Source organism: Pseudomonas sp. Au-Pse12 (assembly GCF_021341665.1).
In the GTDB taxonomy this organism is placed as follows: Bacteria; Pseudomonadota; Gammaproteobacteria; order Pseudomonadales; family Pseudomonadaceae; genus Aquipseudomonas.
Genome location: NZ_JAJTTH010000016.1, coordinates 42171 through 63555 on the forward strand (window position 1 = coordinate 42171; position 21385 = coordinate 63555).

Annotated in this window: 18 protein-coding genes; 8 read left to right on the forward strand and 10 right to left on the reverse strand. The window is 64.9% G+C overall.

What is annotated here, in order from left to right; all coding sequences use genetic code 11:
• The first annotated feature begins 16 nt into the window (after window positions 1-16).
• From treC to tadA, 6 genes are all read left to right on the forward strand, one after another.
• Entirely contained in the window at window positions 17-1663 is a 1647-nt protein-coding gene (treC, locus tag LXM55_RS30260) for an alpha,alpha-phosphotrehalase (RefSeq protein WP_233323780.1), read from the forward strand.
• A gap of 58 nt (window positions 1664-1721) precedes the next feature.
• Window positions 1722-2945, forward strand: a complete 1224-nt coding sequence (locus LXM55_RS30265) for a maltoporin (RefSeq protein WP_233323781.1) — start codon at window positions 1722-1724, stop codon at window positions 2943-2945.
• A gap of 60 nt (window positions 2946-3005) precedes the next feature.
• Window positions 3006-5534, forward strand: a complete 2529-nt coding sequence (ptsP, locus tag LXM55_RS30270; RefSeq protein ID WP_233323782.1) for a phosphoenolpyruvate--protein phosphotransferase — start codon at window positions 3006-3008, stop codon at window positions 5532-5534.
• A 2-nt stretch (window positions 5535-5536) separates the two neighbouring features.
• The gene (locus tag LXM55_RS30275) at window positions 5537-5827 is read left to right on the forward strand and encodes a PTS transporter subunit EIIB (protein ID WP_233323783.1); all 291 of its coding nucleotides are present in this window, start codon (window positions 5537-5539) and stop codon (window positions 5825-5827) included.
• 192 nt (window positions 5828-6019) lie between these two features.
• On the forward strand, window positions 6020-7396 hold the full coding sequence (locus LXM55_RS30280; RefSeq protein WP_233323784.1) for a multicopper oxidase family protein: 1377 nt from the start codon (window positions 6020-6022) through the stop codon (window positions 7394-7396).
• The gene (gene tadA / locus LXM55_RS30285) at window positions 7396-7884 is read left to right on the forward strand and encodes a tRNA adenosine(34) deaminase TadA (RefSeq protein WP_233323785.1); all 489 of its coding nucleotides are present in this window, start codon (window positions 7396-7398) and stop codon (window positions 7882-7884) included. Before LXM55_RS30280 ends, tadA begins: the two co-directional genes overlap by 1 nt.
• 132 nt (window positions 7885-8016) lie before the next feature.
• Here tadA and cmoB read toward each other — a convergent pair whose 3' ends face one another.
• The 5 genes from cmoB to lon form a co-directional block, all read right to left on the reverse strand.
• Entirely contained in the window at window positions 8017-8973 is a 957-nt protein-coding gene (gene cmoB / locus LXM55_RS30290) for a tRNA 5-methoxyuridine(34)/uridine 5-oxyacetic acid(34) synthase CmoB (RefSeq protein WP_233323786.1), read from the reverse strand.
• Window positions 8970-9713, reverse strand: coding sequence for a carboxy-S-adenosyl-L-methionine synthase CmoA (cmoA, locus tag LXM55_RS30295; protein ID WP_233323787.1), 744 nt, complete (start codon window positions 9711-9713; stop codon window positions 8970-8972). Before cmoA ends, cmoB begins: the two co-directional genes overlap by 4 nt.
• Window positions 9714-9882: 169 nt before the next feature.
• Complete coding sequence (locus tag LXM55_RS30300; RefSeq protein WP_233323788.1) at window positions 9883-10518, reverse strand: lysoplasmalogenase; 636 nt, start codon at window positions 10516-10518, stop codon at window positions 9883-9885.
• 1 nt (window position 10519) lies between these two features.
• On the reverse strand, window positions 10520-10912 hold the full coding sequence (locus LXM55_RS30305) for a protease inhibitor I42 family protein (protein WP_233323789.1): 393 nt from the start codon (window positions 10910-10912) through the stop codon (window positions 10520-10522).
• A gap of 158 nt (window positions 10913-11070) precedes the next feature.
• Window positions 11071-13491: an endopeptidase La gene (gene lon / locus LXM55_RS30310; RefSeq protein WP_233323790.1), complete on the reverse strand. Its 2421-nt coding sequence runs from the start codon at window positions 13489-13491 to the stop codon at window positions 11071-11073.
• A 379-nt stretch (window positions 13492-13870) separates the two neighbouring features.
• Here lon and LXM55_RS30315 point away from each other — a divergent pair, with 379 nt between their 5' ends.
• Window positions 13871-16213, forward strand: coding sequence for a putative bifunctional diguanylate cyclase/phosphodiesterase (locus tag LXM55_RS30315; RefSeq protein WP_233323791.1), 2343 nt, complete (start codon window positions 13871-13873; stop codon window positions 16211-16213).
• A 42-nt stretch (window positions 16214-16255) separates the two neighbouring features.
• Here LXM55_RS30315 and LXM55_RS30320 read toward each other — a convergent pair whose 3' ends face one another.
• Both LXM55_RS30320 and LXM55_RS30325 read right to left on the reverse strand, forming a co-directional pair.
• Complete coding sequence (locus LXM55_RS30320) at window positions 16256-16687, reverse strand: HEAT repeat domain-containing protein (protein ID WP_233323792.1); 432 nt, start codon at window positions 16685-16687, stop codon at window positions 16256-16258.
• A 187-nt stretch (window positions 16688-16874) separates the two neighbouring features.
• Window positions 16875-17492 (reverse strand): LuxR C-terminal-related transcriptional regulator, encoded by a 618-nt coding sequence (locus LXM55_RS30325; RefSeq protein WP_233323793.1) that lies wholly within the window; start codon window positions 17490-17492, stop codon window positions 16875-16877.
• A gap of 146 nt (window positions 17493-17638) precedes the next feature.
• Here LXM55_RS30325 and LXM55_RS30330 point away from each other — a divergent pair, with 146 nt between their 5' ends.
• Entirely contained in the window at window positions 17639-19297 is a 1659-nt protein-coding gene (locus LXM55_RS30330; protein WP_233323794.1) for an ATP-binding response regulator, read from the forward strand.
• Here the strand turns inward: LXM55_RS30330 and LXM55_RS30335 are convergent.
• From LXM55_RS30335 to LXM55_RS30345, 3 genes are all read right to left on the reverse strand, one after another.
• Window positions 19275-19922, reverse strand: coding sequence for a carboxypeptidase-like regulatory domain-containing protein (locus LXM55_RS30335; RefSeq protein ID WP_233323795.1), 648 nt, complete (start codon window positions 19920-19922; stop codon window positions 19275-19277). The genes LXM55_RS30330 and LXM55_RS30335 overlap by 23 nt on opposite strands.
• Window positions 19923-20026: 104 nt before the next feature.
• Window positions 20027-20320 carry a hypothetical protein gene (locus LXM55_RS30340; protein WP_233323796.1) on the reverse strand — a complete coding sequence of 98 codons (294 nt, stop codon included), beginning with the start codon at window positions 20318-20320 and terminating at the stop codon, window positions 20027-20029.
• A 229-nt stretch (window positions 20321-20549) separates the two neighbouring features.
• Complete coding sequence (locus LXM55_RS30345; RefSeq protein WP_015636855.1) at window positions 20550-20810, reverse strand: hypothetical protein; 261 nt, start codon at window positions 20808-20810, stop codon at window positions 20550-20552.
• Between the last annotated feature and the right edge of the window lie 575 nt (window positions 20811-21385).

A 21385-nucleotide genomic window follows, 5' to 3' on the forward strand; every position in this document is an offset into this window, starting at 1 on the left:
TCCAAAGGATTCCCCCATGCAAGACTGGCAGCGTTCGGTGATCTACCAGATCTACCCGAAGAGTTTTCACAGCCACCAAGGGCAGCCCACCGGCGACCTGCTGGGTGTGGTGGACAAGCTCGACTACCTGCACTGGCTGGGGGTCGACTGCCTGTGGCTGACGCCGTTCCTGCGTTCGCCGCAGCGGGACAATGGCTATGACATCAGCGACTACTACGCCATCGATCCCAGCTACGGCAGCATGGCCGATTGCGAGCTGTTGATCGCCGAAGCCGGCAAGCGCGGGATCAAGCTGATGCTGGATATCGTGGTCAACCACACCTCCATCGAGCACGCCTGGTTCCAGCAGGCCCGCAGCAGCCTGGACAACCCCTACCGGGATTTCTACATCTGGCGTGACGCGCCCAACAACTGGGAATCCAAGTTCGGCGGCTCCGCCTGGGAGTACGAGGCCCAGACCGGGCAGTACTACCTGCACCTGTTCGACCACACCCAGGCCGACCTCAACTGGGACAACCCCCAGGTGCGCGCCGAGGTGTTCAAGATGATGCGCTTCTGGCGCGACAAGGGCGTCGGCGGCTTCCGCCTCGACGTGATCAACCTGATCTCCAAACCGTCGGACTTCCCTGAGGACCAGAGTGACGGCCGCCGCTTCTATACCGACGGTCCCAACGTCCACCAGTACCTGCAGGAAATGCATCGGGAAGTGTTCGCCGGCCACGATCTGGTGAATGTCGGCGAGATGTCCTCCACCCGCCTGGAGCACTGCATCCGCTATTCCCATCCGGAGTCGAAGGAGCTGTCGATGACCTTCAACTTCCATCACCTGAAGGTGGACTACCCCAACCAGCAGAAGTGGCTGCGGGCCGATTTCGACTTCCTCGAACTCAAGCGCATCCTCTCCGATTGGCAAACCGGCATGCAGGCCGGTGGCGGCTGGAATGCGCTGTTCTGGTGTAACCACGACCAGCCGCGGGTGGTCTCGCGCTTTGGCGATGACGGCGAACACCGGGTGGTCTCGGCGAAGATGCTGGCCACCGCGTTGCACCTGCTCCAGGGCACGCCTTTCGTCTATCAGGGCGAAGAGCTGGGCATGACCAATCCGCATTTCGAGCGCATCGAGCAGTACCGCGATGTCGAGACCCTGAACATCCACCGCCTCAAGCGCGAGGCCGGTGAAGACCCGCAGGCCATCATGGCGGCGATCCAGCAGAAATCCCGGGACAACGGACGCACGCCGATGCAGTGGCAGGCCGGGGCCAATGCCGGGTTCAGCAGCGTCGAGCCCTGGATCGGGATACCGGCCAATGCCGGCCAGATCAATGTCGCGGCCCAGCTCGACGACCAGGATTCGGTGCTGCATCACTATCGCCGGCTGATTGCCTTGCGCCGCCATGAGGCGCTGATCCAGCACGGCCTCTATCGCCAACTGCTGTCCGAGCATCGGCAAGTCTGGGCCTATGTGCGCGAGGGCGAGGGCGAGCGCCTGCTGGTGGTGAACAACTTCTACGGCGCGCCGTGCGAGGTCGAGTTGCCGGAAGCGGTAATCGGCGCGGGCATGCAACAGCGCCTGCTGATCAGCAACTACCCGGACCACGAGCCCCGCAGCCAGCACGTGCACCTGCGGCCTTACGAGTCTTTCGTCCTGCACCTGACCCTGTAGGAGCCGGCTGGCCGGCGCCTGCGAATTCGAACAACACAATAAAAATAATGGGTGGCTTATGAGAACAACAATAAATCGCGGTCTGGCGGCGTCCTGCCTGTGCCTGGCCTTGCCCTTTCCGGCCCAGGCCCTGGAGTTTGCCGGCTACCTGCGCAGCGGCCTGGGCACCTCGGTCAACAGTGGCTCGCAGTCCTGCTTCCAGTTGCCCGGCGCGCAGTCCAAGTACCGCCTGGGCAACGAGTGCGAGCAGTACGCCGAGCTGGAACTGCGCCAGGACCTGTACACCCTGGACGACGGCTCGGTGCTCAGCGTCGACGGCATGGCCTCGCTCTACAACCGCTACGACCGCAACCTGACCTTCCAGGGCGAAAACGGTTCGGCGCGGATGCCGCAGATGTACGCCCAGTGGTCGAACCTGCCCAGCCTCAATGGCGGTTCGCTGTGGGCCGGGCGCCGTTACTACAAGCGTAACGACATCCATATTTCCGACTTCTACTACTGGAACCAGAGCGCCACCGGCGGCGGGGTCGAGGACGTGCGCATCGGCGATCTGAAATACAGCTACGCCTTCTCCCGCAAGGACAATCTCTATCAGAAGCAGGCGGTGAGCCGTCATGACTTCAACGTCGCTGGCTTCCAGACCAACCCCGGCGGCGAGCTGGAACTGGGCCTGAGCTACCTGGAAAAGCCCGATCGCCGCGGTGCCCACAATGGCTGGGCGATCACCACCCAGCATGTGCAGAAGGACTTTTTCGGCGGCAAGAACAAACTCGCCCTGCAATACGGCGAAGGCCCCGGCACCGGCCTGGGCTACACCGGCAACACCTACCTGGATGACAGCAACAAGAGCTATCGCCTGGTGGAGTTCTTCGACTGGCAACTGACCCCGCGCTTCGGCGGCCAGGTGGAGGCGGTCTATCAGAAGGACATTCGCCCCGACGGCCAGGATCAGAACTGGATCTCGTTGGGCGTGCGCCCGGCCTACGCCATCACCGAGCAATTCAAGCTGGTGACCGAGTTCGGCCACGATCAGGTGGAGGCCCCCGGGGGCACCCGCAAACTCAGCAAGTTCACCTTCGCGCCCACCTGGTCACCCAAGGGCCCGGACTTCTGGGCCCGACCGGAGGTGCGCCTGTACTACACCTATGCCAGCTGGAACGAGGCCGCCAAGCGCGCGGCCAATGAGCTGGCGGCTGGTTCCGCGCTGTCCGACAGCGGCGTGTTCGGCAGCGCCCGGCACGGCGCGAACGTCGGCTTGCAGGTCGAGTACTGGTGGAAATAAGCGATGCTGTCGGGGCTCGCGCTCCATCGGCACTTCAAGGAATCAACAGCAGGTGACGTCATGGCCATAACCCAACCCTTGCAATTGCTCGCGCCCCTGTCCGGGGTGCTGCTGCCCCTGGAGCAGGTCCCGGACCCGGTGTTTTCCAGCCGGGTGATCGGTGACGGGCTGTGCATCGACCCGACTTCCCAGACGCTCTGCGCACCGCTGTCCGGGGTGGTCAGCAACCTGCAGCGCAGCGGCCATGCGCTGAGCATCACTGGCGAACAGGGCCAGCAGGTGCTGATGCACATCGGGCTGGACACGGTGAACCTGGCAGGCAAGGGCTTCACCTGCCTGATCGAGGAGGGTCAGCAGGTGATGGTTGGCCAGCCGCTGATCGAGTTCGACGCCGACTACCTGGCCCTGCATGCCCGCAGCCTGCTGACCCTGATGCTGGTGGTCAGTGGCGAAGCGGTGACCGGGCTGGTCACCGACAGCGTGCTGGTGGAAGCGGGGCAGCCGGTGTTGCGGCTCGACCCTGCCGCCGCAGCGGCGCAGACCCCGGAGGCCGCGGGGCAGGCGCTGTTTTCCAGACCGCTGATTCTCGGCAACCCCCAGGGCCTGCATGCGCGCCCGGCGGCGCTGCTGGCCCAGGCCGCCAAGGGCTTTGCCGCGAGCATCTGCCTGCATCGGCGCGAGGACTCGGCCAATGCCAAGTCCCTGGTGTCGATCATGGCGTTGCAGACGGTGCAGGGCGATGCCTTGCAGGTCAGCGCCGTGGGCGCGGATGCCGAGCAGGCGATCCAGGCGCTGGTGGAACTGCTGGCGTCCGGTTGTGGCGAAAAGATCAGCGCCGCAGCAAGCCCCGAGCCGCGAGTCGTGGTTGATGAAGCGCGGGATCCGTTGTGGCGAGGCGTTTGCGCGTCCCCGGGCTCGGCATTCGGTCAGGTGTTGCAGGTGGCCGAGCAGCGCCTGCAGATACGCGAAGCGGCAACCCGCCCGCAGCAGGAGCGCGAGTCTCTGGAGCAGGCCCTGACCCAGGCCCGGGAGGCTCTGCAGCTGCTGCGCGACAGCGCCAGCGGTGACGCGCAGCAGGACATCTTCCGGGCCCATCAGGAGCTGCTCGATGACCCGAGCTTGCTGGAGCAGGCCCACGCCCTGATCGCTACCGGCAAGAGCGCGGCCTTTGCCTGGAACAGCGCCATTGAAGTCACCGCCGAGTTGTTCAAGGGCCTGGGCAGCAGCCTGCTGGCCGAGCGCGCGGTGGATCTGGCGGATGTCGGCCAACGGGTGCTCAAGCTGCTTCTCGGGGTGCAGGAGCAAGCCCTGATCCTGCCGGATCAGGCGATCCTGATTGCCGAGCAACTGACCCCGTCGCAGACCGCGAGCCTGGACACGGCCAAGGTGCTGGGGTTTGTCACCGTCGGGGGCGGCGCCACCAGCCATGTGGCGATTCTGGCCCGGGCCCTGGGCCTGCCGGCGATCTGTGGCTTGTCGCCTCGGGTCCTGTCCCTGGTCAACGGCACCCGGGTCCTGCTGGATGCCGATCGCGGCGAGCTGCATACGGACCCGGACCCGCAGCGGGTGCAGCAACTGCAGGCCCTGCGTCAGCAGCAACGCCAGCGCCAGCAGCAGGACCTGGCCCAGGCGGCGCACCCTGCGGTGACCTGCGACGGTCATCACCTGGAGGTGACGGCCAATATTGCCTCCCTGGCCGAGGCCGAGCAGGCAATGAGCCTGGGCGGTGAAGGCGTCGGCCTGTTGCGGTCGGAGTTCCTCTACCAGGACCGCAGCCACGCCCCGAGCCCCGAGGAGCAGGCCGCGACGTACCGGGCCATCGCCCAGGCCCTGGGGCCGACGCGCAATCTGGTGGTGCGGACCTTGGACGTGGGCGGCGACAAGCCCCTGGCCTATGTGCCCATGGATCGCGAAGCCAACCCCTTTCTCGGCCTGCGCGGCATCCGCCTGTGCCTGGAGCGTCCCGAACTGCTGCGCGAGCAGTTCCGGGCGATGCTCGCCTGCGCCGGGCAGGCCCGCCTGCACATCATGCTGCCGATGGTCAGCCAGCTGGCGGAGCTGCGTCAGGCGCGCCAGTTGCTCGATGACGAGGTCCAGGCCCTGGGCCTCGCGGAGCGGCCCAAGCTGGGGATCATGATCGAGGTGCCTTCGGCGGCCTTGATGGCGGATCGTTTTGCCCCGGAGGTGGATTTCTTCTCCATTGGCACCAACGACCTGACCCAGTACACCCTGGCCATGGACCGCGATCATCCGCGCCTGGCCGGCCAGGCCGACAGCTTTCACCCGGCGGTGCTGCGCCTGATCGCCCGCACCGTGCAGGCCGCCCACGCCCACGGCAAGTGGGTCGGAGTCTGCGGCGCCCTGGCTTCCGAGACCCTGGCGGTGCCGCTGTTGCTGGGCCTGGGGGTGGATGAACTGTCGGTGAGCGTGCCGTTGATCCCGGCCATCAAGGCGCGGGTGCGGGAGCTGGACTTGAGCCAGTGCCAGGCCCTGGCAGCCCGGCTCATCGATCTGGAAGACGCCGCCGAGGTGCGTGAATGCCTGCAACGGCAGCTAGTCGCCGCCGACTCACTGGTTCTGGAGAACTGAAGATGTTCGAGAAATTACAGCGGGCGTTCTGGAAAGCCCTGACCCCGGACCTGATCCCAGATCAGCCGAAGGCCCCCAAGGCCAGCACCGGCCCGCTCAATGCCGCGATGCTGCAGGCCTTGGGCGGCAGCGCCAACATCAAGAGCCAGCAACCCCTGGCCCTGACCCGCTTGCGCCTGGAACTGCACGACCCGCAGTTGCTCGATGCCAGTGCCCTGCGGGTGGCCGGGGTGCCGGCGGTGATGCCCCTGGCCGGTGGCGTGGTGCATCTGCTGCTGGGCTTGCAGGGCTGAGGGGGCTTTTTCACCGGCCAGCCGGCTCCTGCAGGAGCAATGCAACCTCCGGTAGGTGCTGGCTTGCCAGCGAGCAGGCCCGCCGCCTGCGTCCCGTCGCCGCGCCGGCCTTACTGTTTCTCAACTGCGGGTGTATCGTATTCGCCTTTTGCGGGCCTGGGTCCGCCGCAGATACGTGAGGTAGTTGAGTCCATGTCCTTTACCCGTCGACAAATACTCGGTGGTCTGGCCGGTCTGGTAGTGGTGGGCGTGGGAGCGGGCGGCGCCTCGCGTTACTGGCTGGGGAAAATGGCCGACGCCGAAGCGGGCCACGACTACGAGCTGATCGCCGCGCCGCTGGATGTGGAACTGGTGCCGGGGCACAAGACCCAAGCCTGGGCCTTTGGCCCATCGGCACCTGGTACCGAACTGCGGGTGCGCCAGGGCGAGTGGCTGCGGGTGCGCTTCATCAACCACCTGCCGGTGGCCACCACCATTCACTGGCATGGCATCCGCCTGCCCCTGGAAATGGACGGCGTGCCTTACGTCTCGCAACTGCCGGTGCTGCCGGGCGAATACTTCGACTACAAGTTCCGCGTGCCGGATGCCGGCAGCTACTGGTATCACCCCCACGTCAACAGCAGCGAGGAACTGGGCCGCGGCCTGGTGGGCCCGTTGATCGTCGAAGAGCGCGAACCCACCGGCTTCCAGTACGAACGCACCCTGAGCCTGAAAAGCTGGCACGTGGATGAAGAGGGCGCATTCATGCCCTTCAGCATCCCCCGCGAAGCGGCGCGGGGCGGCACCGCCGGGCGCCTGTCCACCATCAACGGCGTGTCCCAGGCGGTGATCGACCTGCCGGCGGGGCAGATCACCCGGGTGCGCCTGCTCAACCTCGACAACACCCTGACCTACCGCATCAACATTCCCGATGTCGAAGCGCAGATCTACGCGCTGGATGGCAACCCCATCGAGCCGCGCCCCTTGGGCAAGGAATACTGGCTGGGCCCGGGCATGCGCATCTGCCTGGCGATCAAGGCGCCGGCGGCGGGCCAGGAACTGTCCCTGCGCAACGGGCCGGTGCGCCTGGGCACCTTGCGTTCGGTGGCCAACAGCGATGCGCCGACCCAGTGGCCGCCAGCCCTGCCGGCCAACCCGGTGGCCGAGCCGGATCTCGACAATGCCGAGAAGCTCAACTTCAATTTCGAGTGGGTTGGCTCGGTCTCGGTGAACGTGGACAATGGCCAGCCGCCGAGCCTTTGGCAGATCAACGGCCAGGCCTGGGACATCACCGACAAGACCTGCGCCGATCGGCCGATCGCCACCCTGAAAAAGGGCAAGAGCTACATTTTCGAATTGAAGAACATGACTCAGTACCAACACCCGATCCACTTGCACGGCATGAGCTTCAAGGTCATCGCCTCGAACCGCAAGAAGATCACCCCCTACTTCACCGACACCTACCTGCTGGGCAAGAACGAGCGTGCCCGCGTGGCGCTGGTGGCGGATAACCCCGGGGTCTGGATGTTCCACTGCCACGTGATCGACCACATGGAAACCGGCCTGATGGCCGCCATCGAGGTGGCGTGATGCGCCAGATACGCCCGGCGCCGATCATCGACCGCAGCCGCGACCAGGACTTCATGCGCGAAGCCCTGGCCCTGGCCGCCCAGGGCGCGGCCCTGGGGGAAGTGCCGGTGGGCGCGGTGCTGGTGCTGGATGGCCAGATCATCGGCCGCGGCTACAACTGCCCGATCAGCGGCAGCGACCCCAGCGCCCACGCCGAGATGGTGGCGATCCGCGCGGCGGCCCAAGCGGTGAACAACTATCGCCTGCCCGGCAGCACCCTGTACGTGACCCTGGAACCTTGCAGCATGTGCGCCGGCTTGATCGTCCACTCGCGCATTGCCCGCGTGGTGTACGGCGCCCTAGAACCCAAGGCCGGCATCGTGCAGAGCCAGGGCCAGTTCTTCACCCAGGGGTTTCTCAATCATCGGGTGCTGTACGAGGGCGGGGTGCTGGCCGAAGAGTGCGGCACGGTGTTGAGCGAATTCTTCAAGGCGCGCCGGGCGCGCTGATCCCAAGCCGGTTCGCGGCGTTCGCGAGCAAGCTTGCTCCTGCAAAACCTCAGAGGAGCCGGCTTGCCGGCGAACAGCCCTCGGAGCCCAGCGCCGCTCTGGCGGGCCAGCTCCTACAAGGGAAGGGCGGGGTTATTTTCTGGCGACAATCACCGCGCGCATCGGCGCCGGCAGGCCTTCGATGGTCTTGCTGTGATCGTTGGGGTCGAGGAAATCGCTCAGCGACTGGTACTTCATCCACTCGGTGCCGCGCTGCTCCTCGATGCTGGTCACGCTGACATCCACGCAACGCACGTCGCTGAACCCGGCGCGCCGCAGCCACAGCTCCAGGGCCGGCACCGAGGGCAGGAACCACACGTTGCGCATCTGTGCATAACGATCTTCCGGCACCAGCACCTGATGCTGATCGCCTTCCACCACCAGGGTTTCCAGCACCAGTTCGCCGCCCTTGACCAGGCAGTCCTTGAGCGCCAGCAAATGCTCGATGGGCGAACGGCGGTGGTAGAACACGCCCATGGAAAACACCGTGTCGAAACCTTCCAGGTTGGCCGGCAGGTCCTCGAAGGGGAATGGCAGGTGCCACACCGCAGGCTGCGACAGGTAGCGCTGCACCGCCTGGAACTGGCAGAAGAACAGCCAGTTGGGGTCCACGCCGATCACGCTGTGGGCGCCGGCGCCGAGCATGCGCCACATGTAGTAGCCATTGCCGCAGCCGACATCGAGGATGCGTTTGCCTTCAAGGTTCAGGTGCGGGGCGACCCGTGACCATTTCCAGTCCGAGCGCCATTCGGTGTCCACGTGCACGCCGAACAGGTCGAACGGGCCCTTGCGCCACGGTGACAGGCCCATCAACGCGCTGCGCATCTGCGCCCGAGTGGCGCCGTCGCAGTCAGTGTCCAGTCGCAGGCCGTTGACCAGGTCGACTTCGCTGGGTTGGACGTTCGGCAATGCGTCGAGGGCGCTCTGCCAGCGTTCAAGGTCGCCATGGCCCTTTTCCATCTTGGCATCGAGCTGGGCTTGCAGACCGGCGGCCCAGGCGGCCAGGGGCGTGCCCGCCAGACGGCGGGCGAGGGGGGACAGATCAATCATGGCAGGGCAATCAACGAGGCAAAGTTAAGACACTGGAACCACGGCACGACTTTCGAGAACCCGGCGGCCAGCAGGCGTTCACGGTGTTCTTCGAGGCTGTCGGGCTTCATGACGTTTTCGATGGCGCTGCGCTTCTGGGCAATTTCCAGTTCGCTGTAGCCGTTGGCGCGCTTGAAGGCGATGTGCAGGTCGGTGAGCAGCGCGTGTTCCTCGGTATCGTTGAAGCGCAGCTTCTCCGAGAGGATCAGCGCGCCGCCGGGCAGCAACGACTGGCGGATGCGCCCGAGCAGGGCTAGGCGCTGCTCCGGGGCGATGAACTGCAGGGTGAAGTTCAGCGCCACCACCGAGGCCGGCTGGAACTCCAGGGCCAGGATGTCACCTTCGACCACCTGCACCGGCAGCAGCTCCTGGAACATCGAATCCTGGCCGTTGAGGTATTCCCGGCAGCGCTCGACCATGGCCGCCGAGTTGTCCACGGCGATCACCCGGCAACCGTCCGTGCGCACATGGCGGCGCAGGGCCTGGGTCACCGCGCCCAGGGACGCACCCAAGTCATAGAGCACGCTGTTGGGCTGGGCGAACTGCGCCGCCAGCACCCCGAGGTTCTCGACAATGGTCGGGTAACCCGGCACCGAGCGCTTGATCATGTCCGGGAACACCCGCACCACATCCTCGTTGAAGGCGAAGTCGGGCACCTGGGCCAGGGGCTGGGCGAATAGGCGGTCGGGTTCTTTGCTCACGGCATTTCCAGCGATGGAGATAAAAAAGAGGGCGGCATTGTAGCCGCTGCCGCAGGCTGCGATAAGGCCCGCAGGGCCTTCAGGAGAGCAAGGGCGACGCAAGGTGTGGCCCTTGGCCGGGAAGCCGGCTCCTACCGATCGCAGGGGCCGGCTTGTTGGCGCAGGCTGATCAGCGCGGTTTCTGGCTGAACGCCGAAGCGGCGATGCCCCACTGGCCCAGCCAGTAGAAAATGATGATCAGGTAGGGCGCGGCATCGAAGGCCAGCACGAAGCGGCTGATGCCGATCAGGCTGTCGGAGAACGCGAAGCTCAGGGCCCCCACCGCCGCCAGCGCCGCCGAGCGTTTGGGCACCGCTGAGCCGAGGCGCGCCAGGGCCCGCCAGAGCATGGCGCTGATGGTCAGGGCGTAGACGATCACCGGGATCAGCAGCGGGCCCAGGCCGTGGGCGATCAGGATCGCCAGCAACACCCCGCCGATGGCCAGTGCCACCGCCAGCGGCAGCAGCGCCGGGCGCCGGCAGTCACTGAGATAAGCCTTGAGGTAGGCCAGGTGGGCCACCAGGAAGGCCCCGAGGCCGAACACGAACAGGTCCGAAGGCCAGGCCAGCAGCACGTCACCCAGCACCGAGAACAGCAGGCCGAGGATGATCCAGCGGCGGTAGTCCCCGGACGGCGCATCGTGCAGCCAGCCCAGCAGGGCCAGCACCGGCAGCGGCTTGACCAGCAGGCAGAGCAGCGTGGCATGCACGCTGACCCCGTAGATGAAGGTGGCGGCGCCCATCAGCGCCAGGATCAGCCAGCCCATGTCAGTTCACCGTGATCGAGCAGTCGAAAGCCTTCACCGGGGCCTCTTCCGGGGCCCAGGGTTGCTGGTAGGTCAGCAACAGCCGGCCCTGGCCCGTGGCGAAGGCCTGGAAGCGCCAGGTCGACTGCCCGCCGCTGCCCACCAGGCCGGTGTCCTCGGGGTTGTTGTAGACCTCGGGGCTGACCTTGCGCAGGATGCCGCCGGCCGAATCCTGGATCGCCCAGCGATAGCCGGTGGTGGGGTTGCTCGGCAGGGTCAGGGTCAGGGTTTGCCCGTGGTGCAGTTGCAGTGGGCATTGGTTCTGGTTTTCCACGCTGACGTTTTGCTTGGGCTGGCTGGCGCAAGCGCTCAGCAGGGCGAGGCTGAACAAGGCAAGAAGGCGGTGTGCAGGCATGGGTCAGGAAGCTCCGATCATTCGTGACGAACGGCGAGCATAACTGAAGATGATGGACGGTGTAGGGGAGGGATGGAGGTTGGCGGTTATGGCCTGTTCGCCGGCACGCCGGCTCCTACGTGGGACAACTGTAGGAGCCGGCTTACTGGCGCAGGGCGTTAGAACAGGACCTTGGCCACGTCGGCAAAACGCTTGGCGAAGTGCACGGTGAGGCCTTCCTTGAGGTACTCCGGCAGTTCATCGAAATGCCCGCGGTTAGGCTCCGGCAGGATCAGTTCGTGGATCTTCTGGCGCCGCGCGGCGATGACTTTCTCGCGGACCCCGCCAATCGGCAGCACGTGCCCGGTGAGGGTCAGTTCGCCGGTCATGGCCACGCCTTTTTTCGGCGGCTGGTTGCGCGCCAGGGACAGCAGGGCGCTGGCCATGGTCACCCCGGCGCTCGGGCCGTCCTTGGGCGTGGCGCCTTCCGGTACGTGCAGGTGGACGAAGGCTTCGTCGAAGAACTTGCTGTCGCCGCCGAACTGCTTGAGGTGTGAGCTGACGTAGCTGTAGGCGATCTCCGCCGACTCCTTCATCACGTCCCCCAATTGCCCGGTGAGCTTGAAGCCGCGGTTGTGGGTGTGGATCCGCGTGGCCTCGATCGGCAAGGTGGCGCCGCCCATGCTGGTCCAGGCCAGGCCGGTGATGACCCCGGTACCGCTCAGGACCTGCTCGTTGCGGAACACCGGCATGCCCAGCGAGGCCTCCAGGTCCTTGGGGCCGATCTTGATCGTGGCGTCCGGTTCGTCCAGCAGCTTGACCACCGCCTTGCGTACCAGCTTGCCCAGCTGTTTTTCCAGCTGGCGCACCCCGGCTTCCCGGGCATAGCCGTCGATCACCGTGCGCAGGGCACTGTCGCTGATGCTCAGGCTGGTCTTGGCCACGCCGGCCTTTTCCAGCTGCTTGGGCCACAGGTGGCGCTTGGCAATGGCGAGTTTTTCTTCGGTGATGTAGCCCGACAGGCGAATCACTTCCATACGGTCGAGCAGTGGGCCGGGAATCGAATCCAGGGTGTTGGCGGTGCACACGAACAGCACCTTGGACAGGTCCATGCGCAGGTCCAGGTAATGGTCGAGGAAGTCGACGTTCTGCTCCGGATCGAGGGTCTCCAGAAGCGCCGAGGCCGGGTCGCCCTGGTAGCTCTGGCCCATCTTGTCGATCTCGTCGAGCATGATCACCGGGTTCATCACCTCCACTTCCTTGAGGGCCTGCACCAGCTTGCCCGGCTGGGCGCCGATGTAGGTGCGGCGGTGGCCCTTGATTTCGGCTTCATCACGCATGCCGCCGACGCTGAAGCGGTAGAACGGCCGCCCCAGGGATTCGGCGATGGACTTGCCGACGCTGGTCTTGCCCACACCCGGCGGGCCCACCAGCAGCACGATGGAGCCGCTGATCTCGCCCTTGTAGGCCCCCACCGCGAGGAACTCGAGGATGCGGTTCTTGATGTCGTCGAGCCCGGCGTGGTGCTTGTCCAGCACCTTGCGGGCGTGCTTGAGGTCCAGCTTGTCGGCGCCGTAGATGCCCCACGGCACGGCCGTGGCCCATTCCAGGTAGTTGCGGGTGACGGCGTATTCCGGCGAGCCGGTCTCGAGGATCGACAGCTTGTTCATTTCCTCGGTGATGCGTTTCTGCGCCTGGGGCGGCAGCACCTTGTCGGCCAGGCGCTGCTCGAACTGTTCCAGGTCGGCGCTGCGGTCGTCCTTGGTCAGCCCCAGCTCCTGCTGGATCACCTTGAGCTGTTCCTTGAGGAAGAACTCGCGCTGGTGCTCGCCGATCTTGCGGTTGACCTCGGCGGAAATCTCTTTCTGCAGGCGCGCGACTTCGACTTCCTTGCGCAGCATCGGCAGGACTTTCTCCATGCGCTTGAGCATGGGCACGCAGTCCAGCACTTCCTGCAACTCGTTGCCGGTGGCGGAGGTCAGGGCCGCGGCGAAGTCGGTCAGGGGCGACGGATCGTTGGGGCTGAAGCGGTTGAGGTAGTTCTTCAGTTCTTCGCTGTACAGCGGATTGAGCGGCAGCAGCTCCTTGATCGCATTGATCAGCGCCATACCGTAGGCCTTGACCTCGTCGGTGGGCTCGCTGGGCTGATGCGGGTACTCGACTTCCACCAGGTACGGTGGCCGATGGTGCTTGAGCCAGGTGCGGATGCGCACTCGGGTCAGGCCCTGGGCGACAAATTGCAGCTTGCCGTTCTCGCGGCTGGCGTGGTGGACCTTGACCAGGGTGCCGTACTCCGGCAAGGCGGAGGTGTCGAAGTGGCGCGGGTCCTCTTGGGGGGTGTCCATGAAAAACAGGGCGAGGGAGTGATGATCGGATTTGCTCACCAGCTCCAGGGTTTCGGCCCAGGGTTCTTCATTGACGATGACCGGCAGCACTTGCGCTGGGAAGAACGGTCGATTGTGAATCGGGATGATGTAGACCTTGTCCGGCAGGCTCTGTCCGGGCAAGGCCAGGCCTGTGCCATGGGCAGCCTGTTGTTCAGTGTTTTCCGGATCGACGTAGTCACGCGGATCTTCGGGAAATTCTTGCTGGTCGCTCATGGAGGCTCCTGCGCGATGGACTATGCAACTTAGATGGGGCAGGTCGCCGCGGGTTTCAATGGGGGACAGGTTTCAGCGTTTTTCAGGCCTGCCGGAAATGCTGCCACGCCGCGGATGGCGTGCACTTGGAGCGCTTTTCTGACATGGGTTGTCAATAAAATGACTTGAATGTCACCTGTTTTATTGCGTGATCTTCTGTAGTTTGAGGATTAATCTGAATGCCCGGCATGTCAGCGTGAAACTGGCATTTATTTGACGCGCGCATTCAGCTTCTCAGAGGGATGGGTATGAAGAACGGACTTTTCTGCTCCCGGCGACGGTTATCCGCACCGGTAGGTTCAAGGGACGCCGGGACAGCGGAGCCACTGAGAGCGGCCTCATGAAGTGGCGCCAAACCTTTCAGGCAAGGATTGTCGGGGTGCTGGCGCTATTGCTGTTGGTTCTGATTGGCGCGGTGTATTTCGCGGTGAAGACCGCCACCACCCAGGCGGTGGAGCGCCAGGCGCAGTTGCAGTTGAAGATCGGCACCCGGGTGTTCGAACGGTTGCTGGACCTGCGCGGCCGCAACCTGCAGTACGGGGTCGACTGGCTGGTGGTGGATTCCGAGTTTCGTCGTGCGGTGCTCAGTGGCAAGCCGGTGGATATCCTTGCCGCCCTGGCCCAGCATCGCGGCGGCATCCGTTCCAGTGAAATGTTCGTGCTCAGCCCCGAGGGGCGGGTCATCGCCAGCACCTTGCCGGCGATTGCCCGGGACCAGCATTTCCCCTACGACCAGGCCTTGCGCCGGGCCATGCGCCACAACACCCACATGCTTTTTGTCGCGATCAAGGGCCGCCCTTATCTGCTGGTCCAGGGCGAAGTGCTGGATTCGCTGCCCATCGCCCGGGTGGTGATGGGCTTTCCCATGGACGAACTGTTTGCCCAGGAACTGCGTTCCATGAGCAACCTGGAAGTGTCGTTCCTGACCGTCGACGGCCAGCACCCCGGCGAGCTGTTCAGCACCCAGCCAGAGTTCTTCTGGTCACCGATCATCCATGTCCTGGCCGACTCGCTGTGGCAGTCCCTGCCTCCGTTGAGCGAGGAGCGCGGTCAGCGTTTCCTCAATCAGGCGCTGCAACTGGCCAACACCGGCGATGCCGCGGACCCACGGGTCATGGCCTTGCTGCAAAGTCCCCTGGAGCAGGCGCTGCAGGCCTTTGCCCCGCTGGATCGGGAATTCATGTGGATCGCCATGGTGGCGCTGGTGATATCCCTGGCCTGCGCCCTGCTGATGGCGCGGCGGGTTTCACGCCCCCTGGAGGACCTGGCACAGGCGGCGAGGCGCATCGGTTCCGGCAACTATCAGGCGCCGGTAGCGATCAAGCGCAGTGATGAGTTGGGCGTGCTGGCGGATGCGTTCAATGCCATGCAGAGCGCCATCGCCACCCGCGAACGGCAACTGGCCCATAACGCCCTGCATGATCCGCTGACCGGGCTGCCCAACCGTGCCCTGGCCATCGAGCGCCTGAGCAAGGCGATTGCCGCCCGGCGCAACGTGGTGCTGCTCTACCTGGGCATCGACAATTATCGGGCGATCAACGAAGGCTTTGGCAGTGAAGGCCTGGACCAGATGATGGGCGAACTCAGCCGGCGCTTGCGCGAAGTCCTGTCCCACGGCGACACGGCGGCCCGGATCACCGCCAGTGAATTTCTCCTGCTGTTGGAGAACATCGAGTTGGACGGGGCCATGGACATGGCCGACCAGCTGCATGACCTGCTCAGCCGGCCGCAACTGATCCAGGGCGATGAAGTGCGCCGGCAGATCTGCATGGGCATGGCGGTGTATCCCGCCGACGGCCAGTCCGCCGAGGAACTGATCAGCCGCGCGGCCATCGCCAGGCATGATGCGTCGCTCAAGCCCGGTTACTTGCAGGTCTATCAGCAGGACCGCGACCTGGCTCACCAGCGCCAGATCAGCCTGATTCGCGACCTGCGGCGGGCTGCCGCCGAAGGTGAGTTGTTCCTGCTGTACCAGCCCAAGCTCGACCTGCGTCGGGACTTCCTGCATCAGGCCGAAGCCCTGCTGCGCTGGCAGCACCCGGTGTTCGGCGTGGTCTCGCCGGCGGAATTCATTCCCCTGGCCGAGCGTACCGGCAGCATGCACAGCCTGACTGCCTGGCTCATCGAGGCCTGTATCCGCCAGTTGGCGGAGTGGAATCGGCGGGCCTTGCCGGTGCGCCTGTCACTGAACATCTCGGCCAGTGACCTGGAGGGGGACGGCCTGGAAGTGCGGGTCAGCGAATACCTGGAGCGCTATCAGGTGGCGGCCGAACAACTGGTGTTCGAGATCACCGAGAGCGCCATCATGCGCGACCCGGAGCAGGCCCTGGCCGTGCTGCAGCGCCTGCGCGGCTGTGGCATCAGCCTTTCGGTGGACGATTTCGGTACCGGCTATTCATCCCTGGCGCAGCTGCAGCGCCTGCCGGTGCAGGAGCTGAAGATCGATCAGTCGTTTATCCGCAACCTGGATGAAACCAGCGGTGACGCGGTGATCGTGCGCTCCACCATTGAAATGAGCCACAAGCTGGGGCTCAAGGTGGTGGCTGAAGGCGTGGAGTATGAGCACTGTCTGAAACTGCTGGAGGGTTGGGGCTGCGACACCGTGCAGGGCTACCTGATCAGCCGTCCACTGGTGACCGAGGCTTTTGAGCGCTGGCTGCTCAAGTCTCGGGTTTCAAGCTGAACAGGCTGGATGGCCGAGCTGCGGCCATCCAGGGACGTGTGCTCAGGGCGCGGCGGACTCGGCCTTGGTCAGCAGGCTGTGCAGCTCTGGCTCGATGCCTTCTTCACTGAGGTTGTCCATGATTTCCAGGATGCAGGGGGCGTAGTGGTGTTCGATCGCCACCTCCGACCAGTCCAGTTCATAGATCGCCATGACCCGTACATCCAGGTAGGGCGAATCCACCAACAGGCGTTTCAACAAGTCGATGGCCGGTGGGCTGCGCAACTCCCCCAGGGACACCGCGCAACGGTGCTGCCAATATTCGGGGCGCGACAGCAGGGTTTCGCCGAGGCGCTGCCATTGTGCCGGGGTGAAGGCGTGGAGCACTCCCTTGGCCACCTGTTCGGCGGTGTATTCATTCCAGTTGGCGGCTTCCGAGTCACCGAACCAGTGGTGTAGACGTTCAAACAACTCATCACGCTTATCCGTATTCATGATGTCTTTCTCCTGCGTGGGGCGGCCGCGCCAGCACGCTGTTCCTGGCGTGCCGCCCAGTGCCTTGGCGTTTGTACAGGCGTGCCAGGACCGATGCTGCCTCATTTGTGGCGGGCTTCCCAGTCTTAATGGCGCACGCTGACCAACAGCGTCGTGGCATTCGGTCCCGGGGCACGGCTGTCCCGGTTTACCAGGTGCCGGCGAACTTCACCGCGGCCGCGGCGCGCGAGGGCACCTTGAGGGTGTGCAGCAGGGACGACACATGGATGCGCACGGTGAACGGCGAGATCTCCAGTTCCCGGGCGATTTCCTTGTTGGTCTTGCCCTGAGCGATCAGCCGCAGGACTTCCTGTTGCCGGGTGGTCAGCTGGCTCACTTCGGCGCCGGCATCCAGGGGCAGCAGCAGGCCGGAAGGCGCGTACTTGACCACCACTTCGCCTTCGCGGATGGCCTGGATCGCCTGGCCGATCTCCTCCGGGCTGATGCTCTTGCCGATGAAACCGTCGGCCCCGGCGGCCATCACCTCGCCGATCAGGTCCTGGTTGTCGACCATCGACACCACGATGATCGAGGTCCGGGGCAGTTGGCGGCGCAGGTCGGCAATCAGGCTCACCGAGGTCAGGCCGGGAAAGCGCAGGTCGAGAATCAGCGAGTCCGGCTCCTCGCCGGCCTGGGCCAGGGCCAGCACCGCGGCCAGGTCGCCGGCCTCTTCCAGCACGGCGTCGGGCAGCAGGCGCTGGAGGGTGCGCAGCATGCCTTCGCGAAACAGCGGGTGGTCGTCGGCGACGATAATCCGGCACGTCATGTCGTGAAACTCCTTGAAACATCCAGTCCTGCGCCCATGCTAACTTGACGCGCGGCGTTGTAATTGCCCGCTGGTCGTGTTCGATACGCGGTTTTGCAAGGCGGCAAAAGACCACGGCAACGCCGATCGCACAAGGAGGTGATTGCATGAAAGTTGAGAAGGACAGCGAACTCGACCAGGCCACCCTGCGGATCATCGTCGCCGGTTGCGCCCTGCTCTGGTTTGGCGTGATCGGGTTTCTGCCGGGGCAGCAGGTCGAGCCCTATGTGCCGGTGATGATCTACATTGCCCTGTTCATGCTGGGTTCGATCCTCCTGCGCATGGCCATTGCCCGCTGGCCCGGGCACTACCCGGCGCGGCGCATCCTGGGCATGGTCTACGACTACACCGGCACCTGCTACGGCCTGGTGGTGGGCGGCGAGGGGGCGCTGCCGATCTACGCGGTGATGGTCTGGGTCAACCTGGGCAATGGCATGCGCTTCGGCTCGCGCTACCTGGCGATCGCCACCGTGCTGGCGCAGGTCGCGCTGTTCATGGTCTACCTGCTGACTCCCTATTGGCAGGCCCAGCCCTACATGGTGTTGATGCTGATGATCACCAGCACGGTGATTCCGGTGTACGCCCATATCCTGCTCAAGCGCACCCGCCTGGCTTCCGAAGAGGCAATTGCCGCCAACCTGGAAAAATCCCGCTTCCTGGCCCAGGCCAGCCATGACCTGCGCCAGCCGATCCACTCCATTGGCCTGTTCACCGCCTGCCTGCGCGAAGCCAACCTGGGGGTGGATGAGCGGCGGCTGGTGGACAACATCGACCGTTCGCTGCTCAACGTTTCGCAGTTGTTCCGTTCGATCCTCGACCTCTACACCCTGGACAACGGGCGGGTGCAGCCCAAGTACGACACCGTGCACCTGGGCGAGCTGCTGCGCGACCTGGTACGCCAGAACACCGAAGCCGCGCGCTGGGCCGGTGTCGAACTGCGGTTGCGCCCTTGCGCCCATTGGGTGCGGGTCGATCCGGGATTGTTGGCGACCATGGTGCAGAACGTGCTGTCCAACTGCTTCAAGTACGCCGCCGAGCGGCCGGTGCTGATTGGCGTGCGTCGGCGCGGCGCGGGCCTGGCCATTGTCATTTATGACCAGGGCCGGGGGATTGCCGAGGAACATCTGCCGAAGATCTTCGATGAGTTCTACCGGGTCCGCCAATTGCGCGACAAGGACGTCGAAGGCGTCGGCCTGGGCCTGTCCATCGTCAAGCGCCTGGGGCAGTTGACCGACCTGCAGGTGACGCTCCGCTCGCGGGTCGATCACGGCACCACGGTCAGCCTGCATGGCTTGTCACCGGCCGCGCCGCAGCGTTTACACGGCCGTGACGAGGCGTTGCAGAGCGGCTTGCTGACCGGGTTGCGGGTCTGTCTGGTGGAAGATGACCGCAACGTCCTGCTGGCCACCTCGGCGCTGCTGGAACGCTGGGGTTGCGTGGTCCAGGCCGAGTCGAGCGGGGAAGATCTGCTGACCGACTGCGACATCATCGTCGCCGACTACGATCTGGGCACCCGGGCCTCGGGCATCGAATGCATCGACAGTATCCGCCGGCAGCGCGGCTGGGAGGTGCCGGCACTGATCATCACCGGGCACGACATCGAGAAAATCCACGTGGCCCTGCACGACCGCAACATCGCCATCCTCTCCAAGCCGGTGCGGCCGGTGGAACTGCGGGGCACCTTGCGCGCCCTGCGCGAAACGCCGCCGGCCTCGGCCCACAGCGTTTCGGCGCCAGCGGCGGTTACCAGGTCCGGCATGGGATAAGCAGGGGGTAGTTGGTCATGGTCAGCTTCTTGTTCTCGCCGCTGGCGACTTCGACGAAGTCATCCAGCATGCCCGAGTACGAAGAGATCGAGCTGCGTTCGGTGTAGTAGTGGGTGGTCACCGGCCCGTAGTTGGTGTTGCTCTGGCCGGTGCCGACGTACTCGTTCCAGCGGCTGGTGCCGTACACCATGTCCTGGCCCTGGACGAAGTATCGACCGGGTTGCAGGCCCGTGAACTGGAAGATGCCGTTGCCGTCGGTCCGGGTCACCCGGTGCACGGCCACGGCCTCGGGGGCCATGCTTACCGGCGCGCCTTCGGGCTTGGACGCACGCAAGCTATGCCAGGCCTGCAAGTGCGGGGTGACCGGGTAGAGATAGATCTTGACGTCGCGGCTGTCCTCGATGCCGTCGTTGCCGACGATGCAGAACTTTCCGGTGAGCGTTGCAGTGCCCGGTTGCAGGGCGGCGCGGGCGGCCTGGGTGTCGAAGGGGACCTCGGGGTACTGCACGGTTGGGATCTTGACCGGAGGGTATTCGTCCAGGGTTCGTCCCTGACGCGGCGCGCAGGCACACAAGGCACAGGCGAGCAGGACCGTGCCTGCCACCATAAGGAAGCGAGAGCTCATGGGTTCACAACCTTTCAAGAAGTTGCAGTGTTCGCGCGCCATCGGCCTGCTACGGCGCAGGTGCCGGTGGTCGCCGCGAACCTGGGGGGCCAGAGGCCGCCGGCTTACTGCTTGGTGCACTCGGCGGGCAATGCGACTACCCCGCCCATGGAGGCGAAGGCGACCATGCCGCCGCTGGGCAATATGCAGTTGTATTCGCCGTTGCTGGTGCTGGCGGTGAAGTAGGTCTGGGAGGCGTCGCTGCGGACATTGGAGACCGTGTTCACCGGCTTGCCGAGGGTGGTCTGGGCGCGGTTCTTGAGGTCGTCGTTGCTCGGTTTGGCAATGGCGCAACCGCCCAGGGCGAGGGCCAGGGCGCTGAGCAGGGCGAGGGGGCGAAGGCTGGACTGGAGTTTCATGATGACTCTTCCTTGGTGTTGTTGTGTTTTCAACGGCGCAGCCGCTCCCGACACCGCAGAACGGCGGTGTTGAGGAGATCGGGTGGTTGCTCGGCACTATATCCCCGGGCTGGGGGAGGGTCGATTAGCACAAATGGGCTAATGTCGCTTTGCAATTACGGGGCGCAGGGGGAGGCGCACAGGGACGCCGGATGGGACCGGCGAGGTGTTGCCGGTCCCGGATCAGGGCTCAGGTGAGCAGTTGTTCCTGCAGGCGCCGGCCCAGCACATCCAGCAGGTCGCAGCCGTCGCGCAGGGGGATGACGCACAGCTGGGCGAAGTCCTGGAGCAGGGCGGGGTTGCTCTGCAGGTTGTCGTGGCTGGCGATGTTTTCCAGCAACTGGGTGGCCGCGCGGATGCGGTGGGCGGCGGCTTCGTGGAGGGCGTCCAGCGGGGCTTGGGTGTCCACCAGCAGGGCGGGGATGTTGTAGTCGTTGCTGGTCAATGGCATGTGACGAGAGTTGGGCTCTGTCGCAGTTGTGTCAGGTTTATTGGGTTTGACCTTTTTCATTTGATCGAGCTCCGGGTAGGCATGAGAGCTGCCAACGGCCTTCCTACGGGCTTGGGTGGCAGCCGCGCGCGGGGTAGGAATACCGAATACCCTTGGACTCGGCCACGCCGAAGCGTGCCCGCGCACGGCCGCCGCGGCTGATCTTACGGATGCGACAGATGCTCCGCAATCAGACGGGCGCTTATGCGCCAAGGGTTATCGAAGGGTTCCTACGCCCTGTCACTGAATTTGCAGTGACCCCCAGACCTTAAGGGCTGAACCTTTGAGGGACAAGGTGATGCAATTGGACGCGAGTTGTAGGAATTTTCGGTGGGCGCGATTTGTGGCGAGGGAGCTTGCTCCCGCTGGGGCGCGCAGCGCGCCCAAAAATGGGACTGCTACGCCCCGGAGCGCCGGCCAGTCCCACGGGAGCAAGCTCCCTCGCCACAGTAGAGGCCTTAAGCCTGGGTTGCGGTTTTTTGGGGGGGGACATATCCGTTGCTGCGGCTGTGGCCACTGGCGGTTTCGCTCTTACA

Excerpts from the sequence above, each read along its gene's own strand:
- LXM55_RS30320 (WP_233323792.1), bottom strand. The coding sequence starts at position 16,687 with ATGAATACGGATAAGCGTGATGAGTTGTTTGAACGTCTACACCACTGG.
- LXM55_RS30275 (WP_233323783.1), top strand. The coding sequence starts at position 5,537 with ATGTTCGAGAAATTACAGCGGGCGTTCTGGAAAGCCCTGACCCCGGAC.
- LXM55_RS30345 (WP_015636855.1), bottom strand. The coding sequence starts at position 20,810 with ATGCCATTGACCAGCAACGACTACAACATCCCCGCCCTGCTGGTGGAC.
- lon (WP_233323790.1), bottom strand. The coding sequence starts at position 13,491 with ATGAGCGACCAGCAAGAATTTCCCGAAGATCCGCGTGACTACGTCGAT.
- LXM55_RS30340 (WP_233323796.1), bottom strand. The coding sequence starts at position 20,320 with ATGAAACTCCAGTCCAGCCTTCGCCCCCTCGCCCTGCTCAGCGCCCTG.
- cmoB (WP_233323786.1), bottom strand. The coding sequence starts at position 8,973 with ATGATTGATCTGTCCCCCCTCGCCCGCCGTCTGGCGGGCACGCCCCTG.
- LXM55_RS30335 (WP_233323795.1), bottom strand. The coding sequence starts at position 19,922 with ATGAGCTCTCGCTTCCTTATGGTGGCAGGCACGGTCCTGCTCGCCTGT.
- LXM55_RS30280 (WP_233323784.1), top strand. The coding sequence starts at position 6,020 with ATGTCCTTTACCCGTCGACAAATACTCGGTGGTCTGGCCGGTCTGGTA.
- LXM55_RS30265 (WP_233323781.1), top strand. The coding sequence starts at position 1,722 with ATGAGAACAACAATAAATCGCGGTCTGGCGGCGTCCTGCCTGTGCCTG.
- LXM55_RS30305 (WP_233323789.1), bottom strand. The coding sequence starts at position 10,912 with ATGCCTGCACACCGCCTTCTTGCCTTGTTCAGCCTCGCCCTGCTGAGC.
- treC (WP_233323780.1), top strand. The coding sequence starts at position 17 with ATGCAAGACTGGCAGCGTTCGGTGATCTACCAGATCTACCCGAAGAGT.
- ptsP (WP_233323782.1), top strand. The coding sequence starts at position 3,006 with ATGGCCATAACCCAACCCTTGCAATTGCTCGCGCCCCTGTCCGGGGTG.
- LXM55_RS30325 (WP_233323793.1), bottom strand. The coding sequence starts at position 17,492 with ATGACGTGCCGGATTATCGTCGCCGACGACCACCCGCTGTTTCGCGAA.
- LXM55_RS30330 (WP_233323794.1), top strand. The coding sequence starts at position 17,639 with ATGAAAGTTGAGAAGGACAGCGAACTCGACCAGGCCACCCTGCGGATC.
- LXM55_RS30315 (WP_233323791.1), top strand. The coding sequence starts at position 13,871 with ATGAAGTGGCGCCAAACCTTTCAGGCAAGGATTGTCGGGGTGCTGGCG.
- tadA (WP_233323785.1), top strand. The coding sequence starts at position 7,396 with ATGCGCCAGATACGCCCGGCGCCGATCATCGACCGCAGCCGCGACCAG.
- LXM55_RS30300 (WP_233323788.1), bottom strand. The coding sequence starts at position 10,518 with ATGGGCTGGCTGATCCTGGCGCTGATGGGCGCCGCCACCTTCATCTAC.